Source organism: Ignisphaera sp., assembly GCA_038735125.1.
GTDB lineage: Archaea > Thermoproteota > Thermoprotei_A > Sulfolobales > Ignisphaeraceae > Ignisphaera.
Genome location: JAVYNU010000002.1, coordinates 224,854 through 250,345, shown reverse-complemented (window position 1 = coordinate 250,345; position 25,492 = coordinate 224,854). Strand labels below are relative to the sequence as shown.

Sequence of the window (25,492 nt, the reverse complement as noted above, 5' to 3'; positions counted from 1 at the left end):
GGTCATATTGGAATGCAAAGACATTGAGTGTATTCTTGACGAGGTTGACCAAAAAATTTTTGAGAAGATTGTTGAACGTGTAAAGGCTTTGCAGAGTCTTGGATATGACCAGGCCAAGCAGATTCTTTTGTCGAGAAGAGAGAGGGTTGCTGAGATCATTAGCCAGGGGAATGGGCTTCCCAAAGAATCTGCCAAGCTGCTGCTCAGCTACATAGACGATCTAACACTTCGACTCATAAAGCCTTTGACAGTTGCTTTCCTCGGCCCTAGAGGCAGCTTCACCGAGGAGGCAACACTAAAAATCTTCTCTGGTGCCGGTGTCAAGTTAGTCCCATACCCATCAATCTCAGATGTTTTTAGAGCTGTTGAGAATGGAGAGGTAGACTATGGTGTTGTTCCTCTTGAGAACTCTACCGAGGGTAGTGTGGGGGAGACCCTAGATATGCTGGCCACATCATCTGTTAGAATCTGTGGAGAAACCGAGGTGAGGATAATCCACAACCTAATAGCCAAGCCAGGTACGAGACTAGAGGATATCAAGGTTGTTATAAGCCACCCAATGGCATTGGCACAGTGTAGAAACTTCATATATTCGAGGCTCAAAGGTGTTAGGATAGAGACGAGGGCCAGCACGGCAGAGGCTGTTAGAGAGGCTATCGAAACAGATGGTGTAGCGGCCATAGGATCTGAGCTAGCAGCCAGAATCTATGGCGGTGAGATAATTGTTAGAGGTATAGAAGACAATAAAGAAAACTACACAAGATTCGTAGTAGTTGGTTTCAAGCCCCTTGAAAAAGGCTCGGAAACAAAAACATCCATCATTTTCACCGTTAAACACATTCCAGGAGCATTATACAAGGCTCTAGAGCCATTTGCAAATAGAGGCATAAACCTGACAAAAATCGAGTCAAGACCGATAAAAGGAAAGCCGTGGGAGTACATGTTCTTTCTAGACCTCCAAGGTTCACTAGATAATCCAGAGGTGGCAGAAGCAATAGATGAGCTAAGAAATAGAACAACATATATAAAGATTTTAGGATCATATAAGAAAATATAATAAATATTTAAGTTATGTAGAAACTGTTTTCATTTCTATTTCGAATAATGAATAACATCATAAGACATGTCATGAGATTGGCTATAACGTGTATGTTGAATGTGAATAACATATTAATTGATGAAAAAGAATTTCTATTTTGCGAAATCTAATATACGCCATATTTAAGAGCTGCATTGATATATGCTCTCACATTCTGAGGTGGTGTTCCAGCAGGCAATTCGTTTATACCTAGAGACAGCATGAAGCCTCCTTCTGGCTTTATTTCTTTGAGCAAATTCCTTATATACTCATCGATTTTCTCTGGGGTTCCACCAGCTACTAGAGATACTGGGACTCCTCCCATAACTGTTGTATGTCCTTTCAATTTTTCCCAAACTTTTACGAAGTCTTTTGGTCTTTCAAACCATGCTATACCCCATCCCTTCGGAAGCTCTAGTAATGTGTCTACATGTGGTGAGTGATCACCTTCGAAGAATATGAATCCCTTGTATCCCTTTCCAACAAGTGTCTCGATAATCTTCTTTAGGTATGGCCAGTAGAATTCGTTGTATAGCTTTGGCGGTAGCATTTCGTTGAGATGTAGAGGTATGAAGAATGTTGTTAATGGTTGTATTGGTGGTATGGCTGTGGCGACTTTTAGAATGGGTCCAACAAGTGCTTCGCAAGCTGCTTTGAATTCATCTGGATGTCTTCTCATGTCAAGCATTGCACCGGTTGGATGTCTAAGGAAGTCGCCTATTATATCTGCTGGTGCATATGCGTTTGTCAATGGAAAAGCTGGGTTGCCTGCTTTTGCAATTTCTGTAAATACATCCATTTGATATGTTGTTATTCTCTGCATAGTCATTCCAACCCTAATCCATGTACCGTTCCACTGTGCCGTCCCTGGTTTTCCAAGGCCTTCGCATACTCTTGGTAAAATGGTTGTATGCATGAACTCAACAGGATTTTCAATCAGTTTCTTGTACTCTTCAGGCTTCATATATTCTCCTCCTGGAAACTGTGGATGCATATCCTCTCTAAGCTCTCTACCAGGCCATCTACTCCACTTATCCTTTAAAATATCGTGAACAGGTCCTGTTAAGAACCTAATTGTATTGGAGAAGTCCGGAAAGTCGGCAAAGGCAAGTGCAAGTGCAAAGCCTTCTAGCATCATAGGCACGAATATTATGCCCCAATCACTTGGAAAGTCATGTACAAACTTGAGAACAGCATTCTTAACCTTATCAGTTAAGCTATATGATAACTCATACCACGTTATTCCTGTATATTTGCAGAGGAAGTCCCCCATAACACCTGCAACAGGAATTCTGTCAGGAACTTTGAGATCTACGATTCTTAAGAATCTTTCAGCCTTTTCTTTAGCAACTATATCTGGTTCTTTTTCGTGTCTTTCAATCCATTCGTCTATGGGTTCTTTTCTTGTTGTGGTCATTTGTCTTCACCTCTTTTTCTTTTCTTCTATCCATTTTAGCATTATTTTTATTCCTTGTGATGCGTCGTTTGTCCATGCGTCTGCTCCTATGTATTGGCATGCGTGTTGGTCTACTCTGCCCCCTCCTATTATTATCTTTACCTTGTCTCTCAAGCCAGCTTCTTTTATTGTGTCTACGGTTCTCTTCATTGAGTCTATTGCTAGTGTTAATAATCCTGACATTCCCACTATATCTGGGTTGTACTGTTTTATTGCTTCAACGAATTTTTGTGGCGGTACATCAACACCTAGATCAATAACCTCGAAGCCTGCTGCCTCAGCCATTGTGATAACAATGTTCTTCCCAATATCATGTATATCACCCTCAACAGTACCAATAACAAACCTTCCAACAACCTCCCTAGCCTTCCCAAGAGCCCTAAGCTTTTCTCTAGCCAACTCAGAAATTGTTTTGAGAATCTCGCCAGCCATAACAAGATCAGCAACAAAATACTCACCCCTCTCATACCTCTCACCAATAATCTCAGCAGCCCTCCTCAAATCATTCAAAACAACCGCTGGATCCTCAACCTCAAGCCTCCTCCTAGCAATCTCAACAGCCCTAGCCTCATCCAAATCAACAATAGCCCTAACAAACTCCTCCGACAAAGACATAGAGACCACAAAAAAGTTGTAAGAAGTAGAAATATAAAAAGTTTACTAATCATATGGCTAGGCTAACCACATTTAGTTGCATATATCTTAAGAAAAATCTGAGTTATACAACGTTATAAATGTTCTAGGCGGTTTTATAAGGTATCTAGCTACGAATACTAAGAAGGATTCAACATCCATTAAGTACAGAACTAAAAACAGTTTCACCAAATTTATATGAATAACCCCTTGCATACACATATTACAAATTAACTTAAAATTAAAGGTTATGCTGAATCTATAAATGGCTATTGGCAAAACAATTTTATCTATATTATCTATAGAGAGTTATTAATAGCGTTTATCATTAAACAAATATGGTATAGGATTAAGAAATGTAGTATAATTCTTGTGAAAAATACGATGAGGTTGGTAAATCCAAAAGGCGAACTATTTCATAAACATAGATGGAGGATGAAACCTAAGTAAGAAAGAATTTTTATCATTATTAAGTTATGCTTAAGTATGGGGAAATGAAAGATGAAAACTTATATGCTATAGTTTTTCGTTTTCCTTTTTGGTGTTTTGAATGAGAGTTTATGCTGAGGATATTGTGAGGCTATTGAACAACTATATTTTGCAGTATTCTTTGGGTTGGTATACCCTCTCTTACTTTAGTGGTGGTTGGAGAGATATCTATGAGTGGAGGGATGCTGCTAGGGAGAAACTAAGGGAAATTCTTTTGCCTAAATTCCCTACGCGTTTTTCGAAGCCTTCCATAGACTCGACTTTTAGGAAAAATAACTTAGTTGTTGAGAGAATATCCTATGAGCTTCCCTATGGATCTAGGGTAGAGGGGTATTTTATGTATCCAGCCAATAGGGGTAGTGGTGGCAGGTTTCCCGGGGTATTAGCGCTTCACTGTCATGGGGGTTTCAAGTACTTCGGTAAGGAGAAAATAGTTGAAGTTGATGATGAGCCTCCAATTCTTAGGAACTATAAGATAAGGCTCTATGGTGGTAGAAGCTGGGCTACAGAACTAGCTAAAAGAGGCTTTGCTGTATTGGTTACCGATGTTTTTCTTTTTGGGAGTAGAAGAATACCTGTAGTGGATTTTGTTGGCAGGTTAAGCTTAGATATCGATGAAGAGGTGAAGAAGTATAATGAGGTTTCGTATATGGTAGAGAATTTCGCTTCTAAAGCTCTTTTATTAGCAGGGCTAAGCATAGCGGGTTTAATAGCTTATGAAGATCTTGTAGCATTAGAGTATCTGGTAAGTAGGCCGGAGGTTGATTCTAGTAGAATTGGTGTTGGCGGTGTATCACTCGGTGGTATGAGGAGCATGTTTATATCTGCTCTCGATGATAGGGTTAAGTGTGGTGTAGTTGCTTCTGCTGTATCCACAATCGATGAAATAGTTAAAAGAGGTATTGAACATACATGGGCCCTCTACATCCCGGGAATGGCTAAGTTCTTCGACATACCAGATATTGCTGCATTGCATGTACCCCAGCCACTTCTAGTTCAGTACGGTAAGCAAGACCCTATATTCCCCTACGAAGGACAGCTAAAGGCACATAAAAAAATCTCTGAGGTGTATCGGGCGGCAGGTGTTGAGGAAAACTACAAGGGTATGTTCTACGATAAACCACATGTATTTGATGTAGAGATGCAGGAAGACGCATTTAACTGGCTAAGCAAATGCCTAGGCAACAGCTAATAGAGGTGTACTTTGAAAATCAAAATAAAAATATTTGTAGATCTAATTAAATTACCACTACCTCCTTCTTAAAAACAGCGACCCTACCCCCAAGCCCACGCCAAGTAATACTATTCCTACAATTGCTGTTGTTGTCCACTCCACCTCTCTTATTGTTGTTGGGCTAGCAGTTGTTGTAATTGTTTTCTCGCTGACAACTGTAGTTGGGCTTGCCACAGACACTAGCACAGTTGTTGGAACTGTTACCGATGCTGTTGTGGCCATTGTTGTAGTGACAGCTGATGTAACTGTTGTTGGCATAGCGATTGTCTGTGTAGTGACATAAGATGTTGTATAAGTTTTCTCAATAGTTGAGGTAATAGTTGTTGGAACAGCAGTTGTCAGTGTCCTCACAGAAGTTGTTGTATACATTGATGTGTATGTCGTCGGCGATGTAACAGTTGCCGGCGAAGGCGTCACCAAAACAACTACTGGGGCGATGGTTTGAACCATTGAAATATTTACGTATGCTGTGCTAGATACTAATAGGATAGACCCTCCTACAGTCTTCATTAGTACGATAATATTGTAAATGCCTGGAGCTGAATATGTGTGTCGTACCACCAAATCTCTTGTGGTTAGGTTTAAGAAGTCTAGGGGGGTTCCCACATATTTAGTTCCATCGCCCATGTACCACTCTATTTCTATTATCTCATTCTCTGGGGATTTGTATGGAGTTACATCGATTATGAAATACGCTGTAAGCCCTGAAATGTATGCTGGTAATGGTAAATCCCATTCATATTCGCCCCACAGAATCATTGGGTGGTATGTCATTAGCCTCGGTGATAGGGGGAAGTCTGTACCTGCATACATCATTATTTTACGCTTAAGATCTTCATTAGCAGGTTCAACTCTTGCTGGGTAAGGTCTTGAATAGGTGATGTTGGTCCAACATCCATCTATTATAGCATTTGCTCCTGGAGGTCTTATGATCCGGTTGCTAATGTTGAAGAAGTAGCCAGGGGCCTCGCCTGGCCATGTACAATCAGCTATCTCAGTATCTTTTCCAGGCACCAATTCGTATATGTTTGCCTCAGCATACACTATACCTCCTTGAGAAATACTGCTGCCTTCGCCTACCCAGTAGAGATAGTTGTTATACATATCAACAATTCCGAATCTAAGCCTTGGATGTCTGTACTCGGTCATAAAGTAGAAGTTGTGGTGTAGGGTAACCCTGAAGTTTCTATCCGTTGTTCTTGTAGCAGTATTACCTATTAATGTGACTTTGACATGGTTCCAGAACCTTGACCAAGATATAGTTATATTGCTTGTTCCTGTCGATAAAGCTTCAGCTAAATCTACTGTTCCATCAGACCAGTTGGTGAAGTCACAGTGATGAATCCATATATTTGTTGATCTTCTAATCTCAATAGCATCAATATTTTGCGTATCAGTAGAGTCAAACCTTATATTCACAATAATAATATTTCTAGCATCATATATACGCAAAGCTTGGCCACGAGCAGAACCTCCAAAACGCGTGGTTATGGTTATCTGTGCCCCTCTACCATCTATCGTTTTGTCAGAAGTGACTGATATCCTGTCTTTAAGAACTATTGTACCATTAACTAAGAAGAATATCCATAGAGGCTCTGGCTGGGTTAATGCATGTCTAAGTGTACCAGGCTGAGGGTTGTTGGGATCGTCTTCGAGTGATGTAACAAAGTATATGTATCCGTTTAGTCCCCCAGTAGCATTGCGTGCATAACCTTCTCTTTCAGCAAGCAAATCTCTTATACAGTAAACGCCCTTAAAACAGTAATCTGGAGTAGCAATAATATTGGTTTTACCCCCTGCAGTCTCTGAACCTACTTTAACCATATGGTTAGATATGCTTATTGGTAGTATAAATCCCAAGACTATTATTAAAGCCACCAAAACCGATGTTGCAAAGAGCTTTTTATTTTGTTTTTCTTCCATAGTTTTTGAGACACCTCCATATAAATTATGTTAATTGTTTATAAATAAGTCTTTTGCATCATTATATAAAAATTCGTTTTAGGTTCAACCTGAAAGTATAAGAAGTTTAATAGCGATTATATTCTATGGCATTGAATGGGCAGATAGAGAAACAAAGCCCGCAGTTATCGCATTTATCTTCATCTATTACCGGAGGTTTTAATCCTCTATCAATTATCGCTCTATACGGACATACTCTAATACATATCTTGCAAATAGTGCACTTGCTTTCGTTAATTGTATACCTGTAGATCTTCTCTCTATTTAATTTATCGAGAGGAATTACATTGTTTAATGCTTTTCCACGAAAATCATCAATGCTTGCGAATCCATGTTTCTTCATCCAGTTCTTTAACTCGTCTAGCAAAACTTTTATTGCCTCATAGCCTTGAACAATAATCGTTGTACAGACTTGCGTAGCTCTAGCACCAGTTAATATGAATCTGGCCATATCCAGACCCGAGGAAATGCCTCCAGATCCTATAACAGGTATGTCGCCCACTTCCTTCATTATATAATATGTCCAGGCCAAGCTTATTGGCAGTTGCCATGGTCCTCCATATCCCCCTAAACCACCCCATAGAATAGGTTTCATAGTTTCAACATCTATTACTAATCCTTGGAATCTAGCTGTAGACACCAAAATATCTGCACCTGCTTTAACCATTGTTTTTGCTAATTCGATAGGATTGGCGCCATGAGGTGTTAGCTTCCCTATAACAGGAAGATTAGTATTTTCCTTAACTATTTTCACTATGTTTGACACAACCTCAGGATTCGCGGCAGCTGCTCTACCCATAAGCTCTGGGCGAGAGGGGTCGACATGAGGGCAGGATAGGTTAAGCTCTAGCGCATCTGCACCTGCTTCGGTCATTAGTTTCGCTAGTTCTTCCCATTCTTCATAAGTTCTCCCAGCTATGCTAGCTATAAGAACTCCCTCAAGCTTCCTCCTCCTTATCTCATCTTTCGCCCTTCTTATGAACTTAACCCACTGTTCTGGAGGATGCTCAGACATCAAGTCCACGGAATAGAAGGAATAGAACTTTGTTCTAGCTAATGCACTATGCTTATCAATTACATACATCCTAGGCTTTGGCTGTATCTGCATATTAGTGTCGTAGGTTATTGTTTTAGTGACAACACCTCCTGCACCTGCTTCCAAACCCCGTATAATATCTTCATCATTTTTAACTGAGGGGCCTGAGGCTATTATAAGGGGGTTTGGTAGTAAAAGATATTTATGGAGCTGAACTACAAGGTTTAGCTCCATATACTAAAAACCCTATATTAATTTCAGTTGCTTCAGTACTGCTCTAATCCTTTCTTTTTCTTCGCCTGTTATAGGTTGGAGGGGTGGTCTTACATAAGCTGTCTCTAGTACTCCCATCATAACTAAAGCTTCTTTCAGTCTTACCCTATAGTTTCTCACAGGTGGAGCAAATATTACCTCCTCTAAGGGTAATATTGTCTCCCAAATTTCGAAAGCTTCTTGGTACCGCTTTTTAGCCACCAGGTTAAACATCTCGACCTGTTCCTTAACAGCTATAGTTCCAAAGCCTAGTAACCCCCCTTCTGCCCCAAGAACAAGAGATTCATATATGAAATTATCGTTTCCTGTAAGAATCATTATCCTATTTTCTAGTCTTTTGATAGCCCTAACTATGTCAATAAATTTCTTTGCATCAAAGGATGCCTCTTTAATAGCCACAACAGTTCTTAAGGAAGATAACATCTCTATAGCTTTAATAGTATACTCAACTCCTCCTAGAGCTGGTTGAAGATTGAACACTATTAGAGGGATTTCAACATTATCAGATAATGCTTTATGGTAGTAGTATATAACATCTTCGTTTGGATAACCTATGAACGATGAATGAGGAAATACCAGAAGAACCTCTGCCCCTACCTCCTTTAGCTGTTTGGCTGTTTCAACAGCATCCATAGTGTTTATAGCTTGCAGCCCTGCTACTACCGGCACTCTTCCTTTTACAACTTGGCTCACAAATTTAATTAGTTCGAGTTTCTCGTGTTTATACAGCGAAGGTCCCTCACCTGTATCTACAGCTACAGCAAGACCTCCTATATCGAACTTTAGCAGCCATTTAAGATAGTTTTCCATCTGGCCAAAATCTATACTGTAATCAGCTTTCATGGGTGTTACTATTGCCGGAATCAAGCAGTAGGGCTTAAATGGATTGGAAATTTTATTGTGCATCATTACACCTACATATGCGTGGAGTTTAGAAAATAAAAATTTTTACCTTTATTTATAATAAAATCCTTTAACCTTAGCGAATTTGCCTAACATTGTAGCTGGCTAAGCTATTATTTGAGGGTGAAGAGGTAGCTTCACCGGCTGCTTTATAGTGGATGAAATGTATAAGGCCCTAACTATTTCTAGGCTTTTCAATCCTTCTTCCCCATTTATGGGAAAATCTCTATCTTCTCTTAATGCTATTAAGAAATCCTTTAATAATCTTGCATGAAGTTCATGTTGAACTCTCAGCGTTTCTGATGCAGGTGTTGATATCTTATCTATGTCTATACCTGAATCGGATTTAAGTATTCGGAGTTCATCGTTATGCAGCTCGGCTAATCCTTTTGAGCCAAAGATTTTTATTTTTGTGTACTGGTAAGATGGTGGCCTTGTGCATAAGCTAGCTGATATGGATGCATATGTCTTTCCTCTGAATTTTATCAACGCTATACCCATATCTTCTACATTTATTGAGGGGTGCATTAGGTTGTCTATGTATCCGTAAACCTCTTCAGCTACGCTGCAGCTAAACCATTGAATTAGGTCTACGATGTGTATTGCTTGGTTTATCATTGCTCCTCCTCCTTCTGTGCTCCACATACCCCTCCAGCTCCTGGCAACCTCGTCTTTTAAGTAATATGCTGATTCCTCTCTCCACCACATAACCTCTCCCTGAATATAGTGTATATCTCCCATTACTCCCTCATCTATATACTCCTTGAGAAGCTTCACATCATCTGCATACCTATGCTGAAAAACCACACCAAGCCTAACACCTTTTTTCTTAGCCTTAGATATCATCTCCTTTGCAGCTGTAATGTTTATAGCTATAGGTTTTTCAACTATTACATGTTTTCCATACTCCATTAACAGCATTGCTTGGCCATGGTGAAGATAATGTGGTGTAGCGATTACCACAACATCGATCATGTTGTCCTTTGCTACTTCGTTTAATGACATATATGTTTTGCATCCGTAAGTATTTTTGTAGTAATCTGCTTTAGCAGGACTAGATGTGAGAACCCCTATTGTGTCTACGTATCCCTCCTTTCTCAATTCCGACAACGCTTTTACATGGATTTCGCCTATCATTCCCAAACCTACAACACATACATTAAATTTTCTCATAATGAAACCCATTTCTTTTGATCAGTTTGGGCTCTATATTAACATGATGTTTTTGAGGTAAATTTAATTTTATATAGGTGTGAGCGGATAAAACAGAATCTAGATAGTGTAGATAAGATTAGCCTCTAGAACAGCTACAAGTAGGGCTATAAAAAGTGCTTTGCCGAAAGGGCTTTTGTAATAGAGTCTAATCCTAAGTTAGTCTATGGACTTATTAATCTAAGTGGTATCTCCGATGCAAGTAAATACTACGTTGAGATATTCTATAAATTATGTAGAGTCTTGTGACTTGTTTTCCTCCTTTACATAACTTTATTTTAAACTTAAAAAGGATTTACATAATAATATTGCTAATAGTGTGATTACTATGAACATTGTAAAGGTTAAGATCTGCACAAATGAGATGGGGTGTATAGATGCTGAGCTAACTGATTCGTATAGCCCAAATACGTTTAAAAAAGTAGTTGAGGCACTTCCAATAGAGTCCACAGCATATAGATGGGGAGACGAGATATACTTCTCAACAAACATATCAATGCTGGAAGAAAATGCTAAAGAGGTGGTTGAAAAAGGAACGATAGCCTATTGGCCACCTGGACAAGCACTATGCATATTCTGGGGACCAACACCGGTAAGCAGATCAGAAGATGAGATAAGACCTGCAAGCCCCGTTAACATAATTGGAAAGGTTTTAGGGGATCCAACAAAATTTTCAAAAGTTAGAAATGGAAGTCGTATAAAAATTGAGAGAGTATCTTAAACAGTAGATAAATCCAACCAAAAATATTTTCTTCCATAAAATTTAATGTTGCTAAACGATAAACCATGTAATCAATGACCACATTCATAAAATATGTATAATTCTTGGACTAAAACACCTTAATTTATAGTTGAATTTGGATAGTACCATAGATAAGACAAAAACACTTAGTTAGGGTGGGTGGGGGTCGTGTAAAAATGGTTTTATTTTGGTTTTTGTTTAAAAAATGTTTATTTTCTTTTTATTGTCCATCCGATTGCTATTCCAACTACTAGAAGCACTATTGCTATTACTGTTGTTGTTGTCCATTCTGTTACTGTTATTGTTGTTGGTGTTGTTGATACCGTTGTTGATAGTACTGTTGACATTATTGTTGCTGTTGTTGGTATTGTAACGCTCTTCACAATTGTTGCTGTAACTGTTGCTGTTTGTGTTGTTGTTGGTGTGGTGGTTGTGGCCGGGGATGTTGTTGTAGTCACTGGAGATGTTGTAGTTGGTGTAGTGGTAGTCACAGTCGTGGTTGGGGATGTTGTTGGAGGTGTGGTGGTTGTTCTAGGCTGTGTAGCTGGAGATGTTGTTACTGTGGATGTTTGTTGTTGAATAACCTTCAGAGCGTCTTCCCAGAATTTGTCTGCTGGTATTAGTAAACCTCCTTCAGATATTGGTTTAACCCATTTTGGTGGCGATGGCTGTTTTCCACTAGCTGTACTGACTATTCCGAAGAGTACTGGAAATGTATCAGAGGTTGATGAAGCAACCCAGGCTGGCCACCACCATGGGTTGTCAGCTGTTGGCCAACCAATCCAGTAGTTGAAGTTGTATTGAACCCATGTAGCCCTCTGTGCATATGCTATTATCGGCATGTCTCTATATATTATCTCCTGGATCTTGCTAGCCGCTATCATTCTTTCAGTTTCGTTAAGTGATGCTAAAAGATCTATCCACTTTATAATCTCGCTGTTGTTGTATCTCGGCTGATTACCTGACGGTGGTTTGAGTCTCGGGTCTAATCTTAGCCTATAGTAATCCCATGGAAATTGCCATGAAATGCTTGGCATGCCATATCGAAGCACCATATCAAATGTTCCTTGCTCTACATAATTGTCTATCACTGATGAACTAACCATCTGCACTGTGATATCAAAGCCCAACTTTCTAAGTTCATTAGATATCAGATCTGAAATTATTTGTCTTACAGTCCAACCACTTTGTACTAGTATAGTGAAGCGTACGGGGGTTCCATCTGGTAGCTCTCTAATACCATCACCATTTCTATCGAAAATCCCAGCTTCGTCTAGTATTCTCCTAGCCTTTCCTGGATCATAGGGTATTAAACACTGTTCATTGCCCCAATACTGTTTACATAGCGTTCTGTTAATGTATTTCGTTAGATCTCCTACATCTGGAATCAAAGATGCTGATGGCTGTTTTGCTGCACCGCCGAATGCATATTCAATTATTTGGCTATAGGGTATTACATATGCTATAGCCTTTCTAATAGCTACATTCTGGAATATCTTGTTTTGAAGATTCATCAGTATTATATCCATTATATCAGTAACATAGTATGGTGCTGATGTAGACCATGTGTAGACGTTATATGGCCATAGATTCCAGGGGTCAGTCAAAGCTACGTTGTCCCAGTCAAGATCGCCTTGCTGTAATGCTAGAGCTCTCTGTTGATCACCTCCATAGTTAGTCCATACTAAGTATTTTGGTCCTGGAAGGCCAAATATGTCTTTGCCCCACCAATCGTCTATTCTCACATAGATTATGTAGCCAGCAGCTTTGTCGTAGGAATATAGTTTGTAGGGTCCTGAAACGACCTGTGTTTTTGGATCGTCATTTAGCCAGCTCTTTATTTTTCCTGTGGCATTTATTTGTTCGAATATGTGCTTAGGATAGACTCTTACATCTACCCAACAGCCTAGAAATCTCATGTAATCGGTATTGCCATTGATATAAGCAGTTCTATTCATTCTTATCTCCATAACCTTATCGCTAATCTTCTTAACATACTCAAAATGTGTTGTTAAACAGCCTTGGCCCGGCCCTCTCTTAGCAAAATCTGAAAGCCTGAATGTGTATATATAGTCGTCAACAGTTATGGGAGTGCCATCACTCCACCTAGCCTCAGGCCTTATATAAATCCTGACAGTAAATGGGTCAACCCACTCATACTTCTCAGCCAGCAAAGGTAAGAACCCATCCTTATAATAGCTATATGTGAACAGCGACAAATACATATATCCGAAAAGGTGAGGAACACTACCTGCATATTCATTCCAGTTATATCTAGCTGTACCAGAGCTTGCATAAAGAGTCTCTGCCCTAGGTAGTTGCAACGCCTTTGTTGTATACAATGCAGAATACGACGTTAATATTATCTGCATTAACAGCAACATTAATAGAGGTGATATGTATAAAATCCTATTTAGTTTTATTGGCATTCACCTTCACCAGTTATGCCCCACCTATAATAACTTGTGTAGCTCGCTCCTTAATATTCTTTTTGATATATCGGGTTATAATTTTTAGAATGTGGCTACGAATTTTTAAGTTGTATAAACTTATAGAGATTCAAGTTTAAGGCATACAAAAACAGGTAAAGTATGAGATTCTATGATTTTGGTTTATTTGTCAAACAAAATCGGGGTTTATACTATGATTTTGTTTATATGCCGAGGTTATGGCATGTCTTCCCATTTTCTGTATAGTCTAGGCATGCTCTCAATTAGATGTTTTGTGTATTCATTTTTAGGCGAGCGTATTATTTCATCAGGCTCGCCTTCCTCAACTATCTTTCCACGATACATAACCAAAATTCTATCCGATATAGAACTGGCAAGAAATATATCATGCGTGATAAACAGTATTGATGTGCCATAATCATCACTCATTTTCTTAAACAAAGCCACAATACTACCCCTAAGCGATGCATCAACCATAGAAACAGCCTCATCCGCAACAATAAGTTTCGGTTTAATTATCCAGCACCTAGCTATGAGTATTCTCTGTCTTTGTCCACCAGATAACTGATGAGGATATTTGCCGAGGATCTCTGATGGGTTAAGACCTACATACTCTAGCGCCTCTCTTATCATATCTCTTCCTGTAGCACTATCTTCGTCTATTCCTATGAACCTTAGGGCAAGGTTTAGTACCCTATCCACTTTATAAGAGGGGTTGAAGCTTGCATATGGGTCTTGAAAAACTGGTTGAACCATACGCCAATAGTTTTTAACTTCAGAGTTATTTTTGATATCTCTCCATATATCCTTTCCCTCAAACTTTACGCTGCCTGAAGTTGGAGGAAGCAATCTTAATATTATTCTGCCTGTAGTTGTCTTTCCTGAGCCGCTTTCACCTACAAGTGAGACTATCTCTTTGCTTTTTATGTCAAATGATACATTATCTACAGCGACAGTAGCTCTACGGCTTAGAAATCCTGATTCAAATATCTTTGTAAGATTTCTTACTTCAACTAAAGCCATTTTACAGTCACCTCTTTGCATATAGCCAGCATGCAACAAAACGATTCTTCTCAACCTCTATCATTGGTGGCTCCTCCCTCCTACAAACGTCCATAGCAAACGGGCATCTAGGATGAAACCTACAGCCAGGCGGCGGATTGGATAGATCTGGTGGTTGTCCTGGTATATATGATATTTTCTTTTTTATAATCTCTCCTCCTCTAATCTCTATATCGGGAACAGATGCTACAAGACCCTGAGTATACGGATGAAGGGGATTATCGATAATAGTCTCAATGGGTGCTTGCTCAACCAGTTTTCCTGCATACATTACACCACCTACATTAGCTATTTGCCTCACTGTTGCAATATCATGGGATATGAACACGAGGCTCTCAATAAGACTCTCTTTTAACATTATTGCCAGAGTCTTCAAAACGCTTCTCTGTGTAACAACGTCTAAAGCGGATGTGGGTTCATCTGCTATTAGAATTCTTGGATTTAGTAGTGCAACAATAGCTAAAACAGCTCTTTGTCTCATACCGCCAGAAAGCTCAAAAGGATATCTATTTATTGTGTCTTCCGGTAGCCCAATAGCGGAGAATATCTTTGTCAATTTTTGTTCAACAGAGTATTCATCTATATCAGGATAATGTGCATGCATTATATCATATGCTATTTTTCTGATTCTCAGCGTGGGCATTAGTGCATTCATAGCAGATTGAGGTACCATAGCTACTTCCACTCCCCATACATATCTCTTTAAGGCATCTCTATGAAGTTTAGTTAAATCTATCTTTTCGCCTCTCTTTGAATGTAGCACTATTTTTCCATCAACATATTTGAGGGGGGGATTGAAATTAGCCATCATTACGCTAGCTAGTGTTGATTTTCCACACCCACTTTCCCCCATTATTCCTAGGCTCATACCTTTTGTTATGGTTAGCGAAATCCCATCTACAGCTCTAATCTCTCTTCTTTCTAACCCTATTTTTTGTATATACCAAGCCCTAACATTATCCAACTCCATTATGATGCTCATTTCACCACCCTATCCTTTTCTTAATCTCGGATTGAATATTTCATCAAGTGATGTAGAGATCAAGAGAAGTGAGATTAAAACAAGTGTAGTAATGGCTCCTGGTGGTACAAACCACCACCAAACACCCATTCTAATAGCACCCATACCCTGTGCTTGCTGAAGCATTAGACCTAGTGAATAAACTTTTGTACCTTGTGGCTGAAGACCTAAAAGACTTAGGGTTGCTTCTCCAAGTATACCATCATCTACATGGCTTGCAAATCCTATTAGTATATATGGCATGAGGCCTGGTAGCATATCCTCCAAAACGATTCTTATGGTGCTTAGACCTGACACCCTTGATAGGTATATGTAGTCGAGTTCTTTAAGGCTTAACAGTCTTGCTCTTAAGGATCTTGCAAAACCAGGCCAACCTGTTAGTGCTATTATGAATGCTATAACCTCAAAGCTTCTGATAGGTGAATAGAATGCGAATATGAGTGCTAGGAGTGTTGATGGGATTGAAAGGAAGAAGTTTATAATGGCCATTATCACATCGTCGACTATACCTGGAAATGCTACTGCTAGAACAGCTGCTGATATACCTATAGCAACAGCGAATAAGGCTGTCAGCAATCCTACGTAGAGGGAAGTTCGGACTCCCACCATAAGAAGTGCAAGCACATCTCTTCCGAGGACATCTGTTCCCAGTGGAAATTCTTTACTTGGTGGAGCTAGCCTACGTCCCACTATCGCAAATGGATCTCTCTGATACATTAAAGGCCCTATAATGCCGAATAGAGATACTCCTAACAGAATTGCGAATCCTATCATAAACCTTGTATTCGTTAGTATCATGTATAAGGTAGTAGGCATTTTAATCAGCTTTTTTTCTGACTTTACTCTTATTCTAAAAATTGAAGGGACTTTTGCAATCATCTTCTCATCCCTCTAGGTGTTGCATAACCTAGTCTCACACGCGGATCTATTAAAGCATGGATAAAGTCTGTTAAGAATGTTGCTATATAGACTGTTGCAACCAATATCACAAATATGCCTTGTAGAAGCATGTAATCCATATTGCTTATTGCTTGCGCAAGATAGTACCCCATCCCAGGATAACTAAACAACGTCTCGATGACAGCTTGGCCCGCGATTATTCTTCCAAATCTTATAGCAAGGTTAACAACTTGCGGCATCATGGCATTTCTGAAAGCGTATTTGTATAACGTGTTATCTGGTACGCCTAAACTATCGGAAAAGGTTAAGTAATCTGCCCTCAGTTCATATATTATAAGATTCCTCATAGATATTATTTGAGCAAATAAATATCTAGTTGTTACAGCTATAAATGGTAAGGCATAGTGCCATAGCACATCCAAAATGAATTTAGGGTCTGTCCAGTTAGGGATATAGCCTTTGGAATAGGCTTTCCCTAATGGGAACCATCCTAAATATACAGCAAAAGCAAATATCAATAACATGGCAAACCAGTATTCTGGAATCTGGGAAATGACCATAGACAGGCCAACAGATGCTCTTTCAAAGTTTGAACCACGTTTATAGCCTGCTCGAGCCCCCCATGTATTGCCAATATACCATCCCACTATTGTTGATGGTACCAAGAGAAGGAGTGTCCATGGAATGGCGGTAGCTATAACATCATTGACTTTCAGGGGGAAAAATTGTGATGATATGCATGTCCCTAAATCGCCTCGAAAAACTTTGCTAAGGAAATCTATATATTGTTGCCATAGTGGCTTTCCGTACCCAAATTCTTCAACAAGGGATCTGTATATAGCAGGTATCTGTTCATAAGTATATGCACCACTATAATATGTTCCATAAATATCTTGAACAAGACTTAAGATGGGGTTAGCCGGTATAAGTCTAGGTAACATGAAAAGTATTGTAAGTGTTACAAAATACATGACTACCAAATATGCTATTCTAGTAGCTAGATATCTAACAATAGTTCTCGATATCATTAACAATCCCAAGAAGCAACTGGCGCCGGAGATTTAAATACTTTTTTTGTTTTTAGAGTTCATAATACTTTACACCAAGTTTAAAAATTAAAGCCTTGGCTATAAACTCTAATTACATAGATTAATGCGATGTTGATTTATGATTAAAAATCCTCGGCTGATTTGTGTAAAAAGTTTGCTAAGCTAAAGGATAGCAGAGATTGCTTGTTTTTCCATCAAATTGTTGGCATTTAGGGCTTGCCACATCTTCTTTCAAAGCTTTCTAAGAATTAGCTTCTATGATAATCAGATGCCAAAGCAGATTCATTTGTAGAGACTGTTGTTGCATAATTGTTGGATATGTAAAATACCTTATATTTGGTGTCTTCCGTGAATGTTATTCGCCAAAGCTAAAATCTGTGGTATACAAAGGCATGGTTGTTGAGCAACATGTTTAGAATCTTCATCAGCTTCTACAGCAATGTTGCTAGGGTTTCTCCGTTTCTTAGATATAATTAAATTAATTATATTTAAATTGTGTGAATTTTTAAAACTAATAATCTTGAGTTTTGATTAGTTTATGGTGGGTGGTAGTATTGAAAATGTTGGGTACGGCAGTTGTAGGTTTGGGGGCTATTGGGCGTAGGCATGTGGAGAGCTTGAAGGAGCTTGAGCAAGAAGGTTTTAATGTCAAACTAGTTGGTGTCATGGATGCTATAAAGGCTAGGGTTGACGATTTTGCCGCTAAATACCATTGTAAGGGGTATTACTCCTACGATGAGGTGGTTAAGGATCCTGCTGTAGATGTTGTCTTCATTGCAACCCCCCATTATTTGCATGCTCAGCAATCTATTTACGCTATGGAGTACAAGAAGCATGTTATAGTGGAGAAGCCTATGGCGATAACCCTTGCCTCAGCTAGGGAAATGATAGCAAAGGCTAAGGATAATGGGGTTAGATTGGGGGTTATATACCAGAGGCGCTATGCCGATGGTGTTCAAAAACTAAAGCACATTGTCTCAAACGGTATGTTGGGAAAGACATTCTTGGCAGAAGCATCGTTGATGTGGTATAGAAGTGAAGAAGAGTACTTCCTAAAAGATGAGGTTGCTAGGAGCTGGAGGGGTATGTGGAGCACAGAAGGAGGTGGACTGCTCATGACACAAGCCATACATGTAATAGATCTTCTGCTATACATTCTTGGCGATGCAGAGGAAATCTATGGCTATATAAGCAATGTATCTCATCCTGCCGTAACTGTCGAAGATACAACTGCAGCCATTATAAAGTTCAAGAATAATGTCATGGCCACTCTCACCTCATCTATTTCGTTTCAGCCCCAGGATAAGCAATACTGGAGGATAAGGGTTTTTGGATTAAAAGGTTTTGCCGAAGTAGAAAATGAGTATTTATCTCAGGTAGCGTTGAAAGATCAATCCGTAGACCCTTCATTACTAGAAAAAAGGAGGGAAAATCTGCATAAAAAACTGTTTAAAGACTTTCTAACGAAATTAATGAACGATGAGGACTTTCCGATAAACGGAGAAGAAGGTTATAAAAGCCTTGAGCTAGCAAAAGCAATATATTTTGCAACGTTAGTAAATAAACCAGTAAAATTACCTCTTAACATAGATTTAGTAATATAATAAAAAATATAACAACATTTTTTAATTAAACCTAAATGTGGTATGCCAATTAGCTAAGTTGCACCTCTACAGAGTTCAGGTACATAAAAATACCTAGTTCCAAGTTCTGGGTTTGCATTGTTTAACGTTTTATTAAAATGGTTTTCATTATTGTCTATTAATTGTTGAAAAGCAATTTTTAAGTTAGTCAACAATCTATGTTATGTATTAGATTGCTGTGGTGATGTAGTTGCAAAGATTTATATACTTTTGAATAGGAAATGCTATTTAGAATATCATGGTATTGTGATAACATGGAGGATTTAGTTAAGGTAGTGTTATCGTTTGCTTATACAATTATTTTGCTTGCCTTATTTTCAATATTTTTGAGCGGGGGCGAAGTACTTCATACACCATTAGCACCATTACTAGCTTTTTCTATAGCTGTAGGCATAATTATGATTATTTTAGCTATACTAATAGCTAAAGGTAAAATAGGTTTCTTAGTCGTTAAAGGCGCGGAAGAAGAACAGGGTTAAATCTATAACATTGTTTATGATCAACACCAAGTATAGCTGGTCATAGCAAATGTTATTCAATGCTAAAAATAGACTAAGGTTTATTGCTACTATATATCATCTATTCTATCTTTTTTCGGTATAACAAAACTTTTAGCCCTTTTAAACCAAATGGTCTTAGAACATAATGGTCTTTCCACTTCTCATCTATGGTATAGAATGTTTCTGGAGACATCCACCATGTATCTTCTTTATGGAGAGGTCCAAGAGTATTTCTAAGCGTTCCCACAAGTATTATCTTGATCACGTTTTCACCTTTTTTAACTAAATTCGTTATATCTATTGACGACCTTGAGGTGTGTATTATTTTCCCAGCTTCAAAGCCATTAACATAGACCAAAGCTAGCGCAGCATCTAGTTTCTCTATAAATAGCTCAGCTTTATCGAAATCCATGGACGGCTCAATATATACCCTGTTTTCAAGTTCCATCTCACCGCTATAAAATGGGTAACCATATTGGCACAAATCTAGGTCATCTTCTGCATCAATCTCCAGAACCTCTGGTATAATGCGTGATTCACCATAGGGAGCCTCTTTTACAGCAAAATCTCCGAGTATATACATAGGCTCTATCTCTGGTTCTAACGTTACAACACCTTCTACTTCTATAATGTTTTCCCCAGCCTTAATTAAATTGGTCACATCGTATTTCTTGAAGTTCCAATCTATCCACAAACCACAACTTTTTGAAAGATCTATTTCAACTCCATTAACTCTCAAACACTTGTACATAGACGGGTTTTCGATAACGAGGTAAGTATTGGTTTTGGGTTTGAATTCAGCTATAAACCTAAACCTCAGCTTATAATTTGATCCAAAACCTGTTGAAACAAGGTCCTCTCTAATCCTTATTAAATGCTTGAAATCGCTCCACATAGTGTTGTTTAGGGATAGCTGAGCAAAGTCAAGTACAAGTATATTTGGATTTCTTCTTCTTATTTTGTAGTTACCTTTAACATATATTTCATATATTTTCTCGAAAGCTTCACGAACCATGCCTTTGGTGGGGGTACCAGGTTTTAAAACAAACAGTCTTGATTCAACAGGTTTTAATGTTAGGTAAATCCATGTTCTCCCATTCTTAATATCTCCACTATATTTCGTTATATTACCTGTAAACGGATCCCACAACTCAACATCGTAGAGGCCTTTTACCCCTATTTTTATTGCGTAGTCTCTATCTCTACTAACGTTAGCTATGAAAACAACTCTAGAGCCATCAACATCTCTTGTGTGGATCAGTATGTTCTCATCTAAGTTCTCTCCTTCGACCGTTACTTCCATATCTATTGCTTTTAGAATTTTCACAGCCTCTTCCTCGGATTGCACCACCAAGGCCTTTCTTAGCAATTCTTCTACCTTAGGCGACTCAGAGCCATCTACATACTTTGGGAAGCCGCCAACGAGTATGACCATGCCTCCTGAATCAAGGTATCTCTTCAGCAGTTCAAGAACTGGATATGTAATATTGATTGCTCTAGGCATTATAACTGCCTTATACCTAACTCTTCCCACAACAAGCTCTCTGCCATCAACTCTGCCATAGCGTGCAAGAATCATTTCATCTCCTAACTCAAAGTCTATATGATTCCTTAGCAGAGTCATAAGCAATTTGGAGAATTCTTCATCTATCTTCTTAGCCTTTGATACATTGAGAGGCGTGTACAAGCACCATACACTTGTTATAGGACTTATCACCAAAACCTCAGCAACTCTAACACCCTGTGATAGCACATAGCTTAAGCGTGAAAAGTAGTCTTCCAAAACCCTATTATACTTCCACCAAGGCTGCCCCCAATGAAAGTTTAAACCATAATCAGCTTTTCTTCTACCCCTCATCGAATATGGGACTAGGTGGTGTACCAACATATTTACTCCTAGAGCATAGAGGAAATCCCCTATCCATTTCCTATCTTCAAATGTTGGGTAGTTTCCTAAGCAACCATATGTTTCACACATAACCCTATCTCTGCTAAGCTGATTAGCAACACTTGCAACTTGTTTTACTGTGAGAAGGGAGTTCCATATCTGATAGCCTAGATGATCTATGCCAGGGATGTGCATGTACTCGTAGTGAGGCATTGCAGCTCCTACAACAATTTGTGACACCAGGGCGTCTTCGGATAGTAGATGACCTGTAAACTTAAGACCGTGTTTATCGCACCAATCATATAACTGTTTTGTGAAAGCCTCTAAGAATAGCTGTGTAATGGTTTTCCAGAAATCGTAGCGTGTTTTAGTATAATCACCTATATCGAAGAATAGTTCAGGTAGTTTATCAAGAATATCATACTTATTTATTCTCCTAAAGTACTCTGGGAAGTTATCTGTCCAAGGAATAGCAAATATATGGAATCTACCCCCTCTAGGGGGTACCAAGAACCTTCTACCAGTTGGAGCAATCCTAAAATGGTAGGCTCTAGGTTCATCTGTGAAAACCCCAGGTATAACAGAACCTATATAACTCTTGAATCTATCTACATAAGGCTTGTATGCTATATCTATGAATTTTTGTATAGCCTCAGGATTCAAGGTATCTACATAGGAGAATCCCGAGTACCATACATCGCCTATAGGCGCAGTATACCTTACAAAGGTTAGATATAAGTATTTGCTATGTGCCTCGCCCTTATATATTCTCTCGCATTCTGTGGGTAACCCAAATTCGCTAACCTTACATCTAAACATAGCAACAGTATCAACACCTTCAAAACATTTAGAATCGATAATCATTAACAACGCCTTCGCTCTATATCTATCACTAAGAGCAGGTACATACCCTCCAGCAAATCCAGAAGGCCACCTATCTTCATCATAGATCCAGATAGTCATACCTCTTCTAAGAGCCTCTTCAACAGCTGCTTCAAATGAATTGAACCATTCCTCACTTAGGAAAGGCGTAACCAGACCTTCTCTAGCATGAAAGAAAGCCCCGCCAAAACCAGCCTCATCCAAAATAGATACTTGTTTCGAGATCTCCTCTTCTTTAAGCACATCGTTTATAGACCAAAAAGGCACACCCCTAAATATCTTTGGAGGATTTAGAAACAACTCACGATTTACCATATACCTGCCACAGAGATGATCTTAGCATGGAGCAATTTATAAGCTTAACATCTAAAGCTTTCTCAAGGCCATAAATATGTAACAACAGTGAATTCTACCACAAACTTTAATCTTTAAATGTTATTACAACTGAAAGCCTCGCCCTTTGGGGGTGGGAGAGGAGGTCAGAGTTACCATAGCAGTTGTGATAGTCTCAATAGCTATTCAGTGATCTGTATGCAAGGTTTTAGGCTTTTATTATTGCTTTTTCATCTTCTATGGATTTGTATCGCTATAGAGGTTCAATAGGCTAGCAACCTCTTCTTGTAGGTAATATTATGTGCACATCTTTATGTGATGTATAACATAATGCTTGGTAGGTAAATACATCGTTAATGTGATCATAGAGTTGATTACATAATCAGTGAGAACATAGCTTAAATCTAGTTTTCGTTAAACTGGTTTCTATAGTCTGATTGGCGTCTTATGATATAGAATTCATTATATAAATAAGGCTTTAGTAAAGTTTTTAAAACTGGGTTGTCATTATCCTTGAATTAAGTTTTAACATGAATCTAATGTAGGGTGTGATGATTAAATGAAGGTTGTGGAATGTTTAGGTAGAGGTGTTATTGCACTTAGGGTTTCTGAGAATGAAGTGTTTGTTAGTTGGAGGTTTTTGGTTAATGATCCCGATGATATCAGGTTTAATGTCTATAGGAAGATTGCTGATAATGCTATTAAGATTAATAGTGAGCCCTTAACCCAAACTAATATGCTGGATAAGGTTGGAGATTTCTCTAGAGGTATAGAGTATCTTGTTGTTCCAGTTGTTAATGGTAAAGAGCTTTGGGATAAAGCCTCTAGCTCCCCCCTAGGAAAACTACCTCCCAACCCACCTATAAGAAACTACATATCGATACCTCTAAGACAAGATGCTTTCGATTTCTTTGGCAGGGTTCAAGGGGTTCAGGCTGCAGCTGTAGGCGATCTTGATGGGGATGGCGAGTACGAGTTGGTGGTTAAAAGGGGTAACCAGGGTCTTGACCCAGCTTTTAAGGTTTACCCAATCCATATGCCTATAGAGACCTACAAAATTGAGGCATACAAACTAGACGGATCTTTTCTATGGAGGATAGACCTAGGGCCAAACATAAGGCCGGGTGTATGGTACTCGCCCTTCATAGTGTTCGACTTAGACTCTGATGGAAAGGCAGAAGTTGTTGTTAAAATTGGTGAAGGAGCCAAGTTCTACACTAGGAATGGAGAGGTTATAGATGTTGGTGACATCAATGGCGATGGCATTGTGAATTACGTTGATGAGCTGGGAAGGCAAACACACGGTCCAGAGTACTTTGCTATAGTGGATGGTTTTACAGGAAAGCCATTGGCTATAGCTCCATGGATTCCAATGCGTGATTGGAGCTTCTGGGGCGATAACTATGGTAATAGAGCGTCGAGACATATGATGGCTGTGGCTTATTTGGATGGTGAAAAACCTTCGCTTATAATTGCTAGGGGCATCTATACACATATCTTTATTGAGGCATGGAATTGGAGGGATGGAAAACTTGAGAAGGTATGGAGTTTCTATCTTCCAAATCCAGGTGTTGCTAAAGGTGGACACAATATAAGGGTTGCTGATATCGATGGGGATGGAAGGGATGAGATAGTATATGGGGCGATAGCAATTGACGATGATGGTAAGCTGCTTTGGGATTCAGGGTTGGTTCACGGTGATAGATTCCATGTAGCGGATATAGATCCTTCAAGACCAGGGCTAGAGATATTCTATGTCCAGGAATTTGCTGATGTCAAGGAGAAGAAAAAACCTGGTATAGCTATGGTTGATGCTGCGACAGGGAAAATTCTATGGAGTCTTTCAGGGCCAGGTATAAGCGACGTTGATGTTGATCAAGCTGTCTGTGCAGATATTGACCCTAGGTATCCTGGGTTAGAGTGCTGGACCAGTTATGGAGCCCCCCACGCAGGTAAGGGGGCATTCATAGGGTTGTTCAACGCAAAAGGGGAGATAATAGGGCCTGCTCCACCACTTTGCAACATGGCTATATGGTGGGATGGAGATCTGCTTAGGGAACATATAGACATAGCCTATGGATTGCTATACATAAACAAATGGGATTATGAAAAACAGCAATTCAAGCCTCTATTTGTTGGTGACTGCATGGGCTATAGAACTCCCGCTCTTTACGGCGATATAATAGGTGATTGGAGGGAAGAAGTAGTATGCATATCAAATGATAAGAAAGAACTAAGAATATATGTAACAACAATGCCAACCAACTACAGATTCCATACCCTTGTGCAAGACCCACAATACCGAATAGATATTGCACAAGAAAGCGTTGGATACATGCAAACGACTTACACAAGCTTCTACCTAGCATCGGATATGAAACTCCCACCTCCAAAACCTAATGTAAGACCATGCTGTAAATAAATATGAAAGCATTTCAAATAAAGATGTTAACAAATGAAATCAGATAAAAAAATGCTAAACCTGGAATATGATAAAACTATTTCTTATCTGAAGGTATTAACCAAAATTTCTCCTAGTCTCCTCCAAAGCTCCCCTAATAATATCACTTATAGCCACACAATATCTTTTCAACTTTTCATGGAGCCCCTTATCCTAGTAGAAACAGTTACATATCCTAATTGAGGCACTATCATATAGTATGGTGATTGTGATGCATAAGATTTGTTATAGTTATTTTGGCAAAACTTAACATAGAGTTCAAAGAACTTGCATCGATGCTTATTA

18 protein-coding genes are annotated in these 25,492 nt (G+C 39.0%); 6 read left to right on the top strand and 12 right to left on the bottom strand.

Going from position 1 to position 25,492, the window contains the following annotated elements; genetic code table 11:
* The first annotated feature begins 7 nt into the window (after nt 1-7).
* Nucleotides 8-1,057: a prephenate dehydratase gene (gene pheA, locus QW284_04500; protein ID MEM0338928.1), complete on the top strand. Its 1,050-nt coding sequence runs from the start codon at nt 8-10 to the stop codon at nt 1,055-1,057.
* Between the two features lie 148 nt (nt 1,058-1,205).
* Here the strand turns inward: pheA and QW284_04495 are convergent, their stop codons facing one another.
* On the bottom strand, nt 1,206-2,495 hold the full coding sequence (locus QW284_04495; protein MEM0338927.1) for a uroporphyrinogen decarboxylase family protein: 1,290 nt from the start codon (nt 2,493-2,495) through the stop codon (nt 1,206-1,208).
* Between the two features lie 6 nt (nt 2,496-2,501).
* On the bottom strand, nt 2,502-3,149 hold the full coding sequence (locus QW284_04490; GenBank protein ID MEM0338926.1) for a cobalamin-dependent protein: 648 nt from the start codon (nt 3,147-3,149) through the stop codon (nt 2,502-2,504).
* A 568-nt stretch (nt 3,150-3,717) separates the two neighbouring features.
* On the opposite strand from QW284_04490, the gene QW284_04485 reads away from it, so the two are divergent.
* Complete coding sequence (locus QW284_04485) at nt 3,718-4,848, top strand: alpha/beta hydrolase family protein (GenBank protein ID MEM0338925.1); 1,131 nt, start codon at nt 3,718-3,720, stop codon at nt 4,846-4,848.
* Between the two features lie 57 nt (nt 4,849-4,905).
* Here QW284_04485 and QW284_04480 read toward each other — a convergent pair whose 3' ends face one another.
* The 4 genes from QW284_04480 to QW284_04465 all read right to left on the bottom strand — a co-directional run bounded on the left by QW284_04480 (nt 4,906) and on the right by QW284_04465 (nt 10,237).
* Complete coding sequence (locus QW284_04480; GenBank protein ID MEM0338924.1) at nt 4,906-6,813, bottom strand: hypothetical protein; 1,908 nt, start codon at nt 6,811-6,813, stop codon at nt 4,906-4,908.
* Nucleotides 6,814-6,919: 106 nt separating this feature from the next.
* Complete coding sequence (locus tag QW284_04475) at nt 6,920-8,122, bottom strand: 4Fe-4S binding protein (GenBank protein MEM0338923.1); 1,203 nt, start codon at nt 8,120-8,122, stop codon at nt 6,920-6,922.
* 12 nt (nt 8,123-8,134) lie between these two features.
* A complete protein-coding gene (locus tag QW284_04470; GenBank protein MEM0338922.1) occupies nt 8,135-9,067 on the bottom strand; it encodes a dihydrodipicolinate synthase family protein in 933 nt (310 codons plus the stop codon).
* Between the two features lie 102 nt (nt 9,068-9,169).
* The gene (locus QW284_04465) at nt 9,170-10,237 is read right to left on the bottom strand and encodes a Gfo/Idh/MocA family oxidoreductase (protein ID MEM0338921.1); all 1,068 of its coding nucleotides are present in this window, start codon (nt 10,235-10,237) and stop codon (nt 9,170-9,172) included.
* A 367-nt stretch (nt 10,238-10,604) separates the two neighbouring features.
* On the opposite strand from QW284_04465, the gene QW284_04460 reads away from it, so the two are divergent.
* Entirely contained in the window at nt 10,605-10,997 is a 393-nt protein-coding gene (locus tag QW284_04460) for a cyclophilin-like fold protein (protein ID MEM0338920.1), read from the top strand.
* 230 nt (nt 10,998-11,227) lie between these two features.
* On the opposite strand, the gene QW284_04455 is transcribed toward QW284_04460, so the two are convergent.
* The 5 genes from QW284_04455 to QW284_04435 form a co-directional block, all read right to left on the bottom strand.
* Nucleotides 11,228-13,447, bottom strand: a complete 2,220-nt coding sequence (locus tag QW284_04455) for an ABC transporter substrate-binding protein (GenBank protein ID MEM0338919.1) — start codon at nt 13,445-13,447, stop codon at nt 11,228-11,230.
* 237 nt (nt 13,448-13,684) lie between these two features.
* Nucleotides 13,685-14,491, bottom strand: a complete 807-nt coding sequence (locus QW284_04450; protein MEM0338918.1) for an ABC transporter ATP-binding protein — start codon at nt 14,489-14,491, stop codon at nt 13,685-13,687.
* A 7-nt stretch (nt 14,492-14,498) separates the two neighbouring features.
* Nucleotides 14,499-15,512 (bottom strand): ABC transporter ATP-binding protein, encoded by a 1,014-nt coding sequence (locus QW284_04445; GenBank protein ID MEM0338917.1) that lies wholly within the window; start codon nt 15,510-15,512, stop codon nt 14,499-14,501.
* A 9-nt stretch (nt 15,513-15,521) separates the two neighbouring features.
* A complete protein-coding gene (locus QW284_04440; protein ID MEM0338916.1) occupies nt 15,522-16,367 on the bottom strand; it encodes an ABC transporter permease in 846 nt (281 codons plus the stop codon).
* Between the two features lie 59 nt (nt 16,368-16,426).
* Nucleotides 16,427-17,479, bottom strand: coding sequence for an ABC transporter permease (locus QW284_04435; GenBank protein ID MEM0338915.1), 1,053 nt, complete (start codon nt 17,477-17,479; stop codon nt 16,427-16,429).
* A 581-nt stretch (nt 17,480-18,060) separates the two neighbouring features.
* On the opposite strand from QW284_04435, the gene QW284_04430 reads away from it, so the two are divergent.
* Nucleotides 18,061-19,104 carry a Gfo/Idh/MocA family oxidoreductase gene (locus QW284_04430; GenBank protein MEM0338914.1) on the top strand — a complete coding sequence of 348 codons (1,044 nt, stop codon included), beginning with the start codon at nt 18,061-18,063 and terminating at the stop codon, nt 19,102-19,104.
* A gap of 293 nt (nt 19,105-19,397) precedes the next feature.
* Nucleotides 19,398-19,622, top strand: a complete 225-nt coding sequence (locus tag QW284_04425) for a hypothetical protein (protein MEM0338913.1) — start codon at nt 19,398-19,400, stop codon at nt 19,620-19,622.
* A gap of 100 nt (nt 19,623-19,722) precedes the next feature.
* Here QW284_04425 and QW284_04420 read toward each other — a convergent pair whose 3' ends face one another.
* Complete coding sequence (locus QW284_04420) at nt 19,723-22,728, bottom strand: glycosyl hydrolase (protein MEM0338912.1); 3,006 nt, start codon at nt 22,726-22,728, stop codon at nt 19,723-19,725.
* 577 nt (nt 22,729-23,305) lie between these two features.
* On the opposite strand from QW284_04420, the gene QW284_04415 reads away from it, so the two are divergent.
* Nucleotides 23,306-25,168: a rhamnogalacturonan lyase gene (locus QW284_04415; GenBank protein ID MEM0338911.1), complete on the top strand. Its 1,863-nt coding sequence runs from the start codon at nt 23,306-23,308 to the stop codon at nt 25,166-25,168.
* Nucleotides 25,169-25,492: the final 324 nt, after the last annotated feature.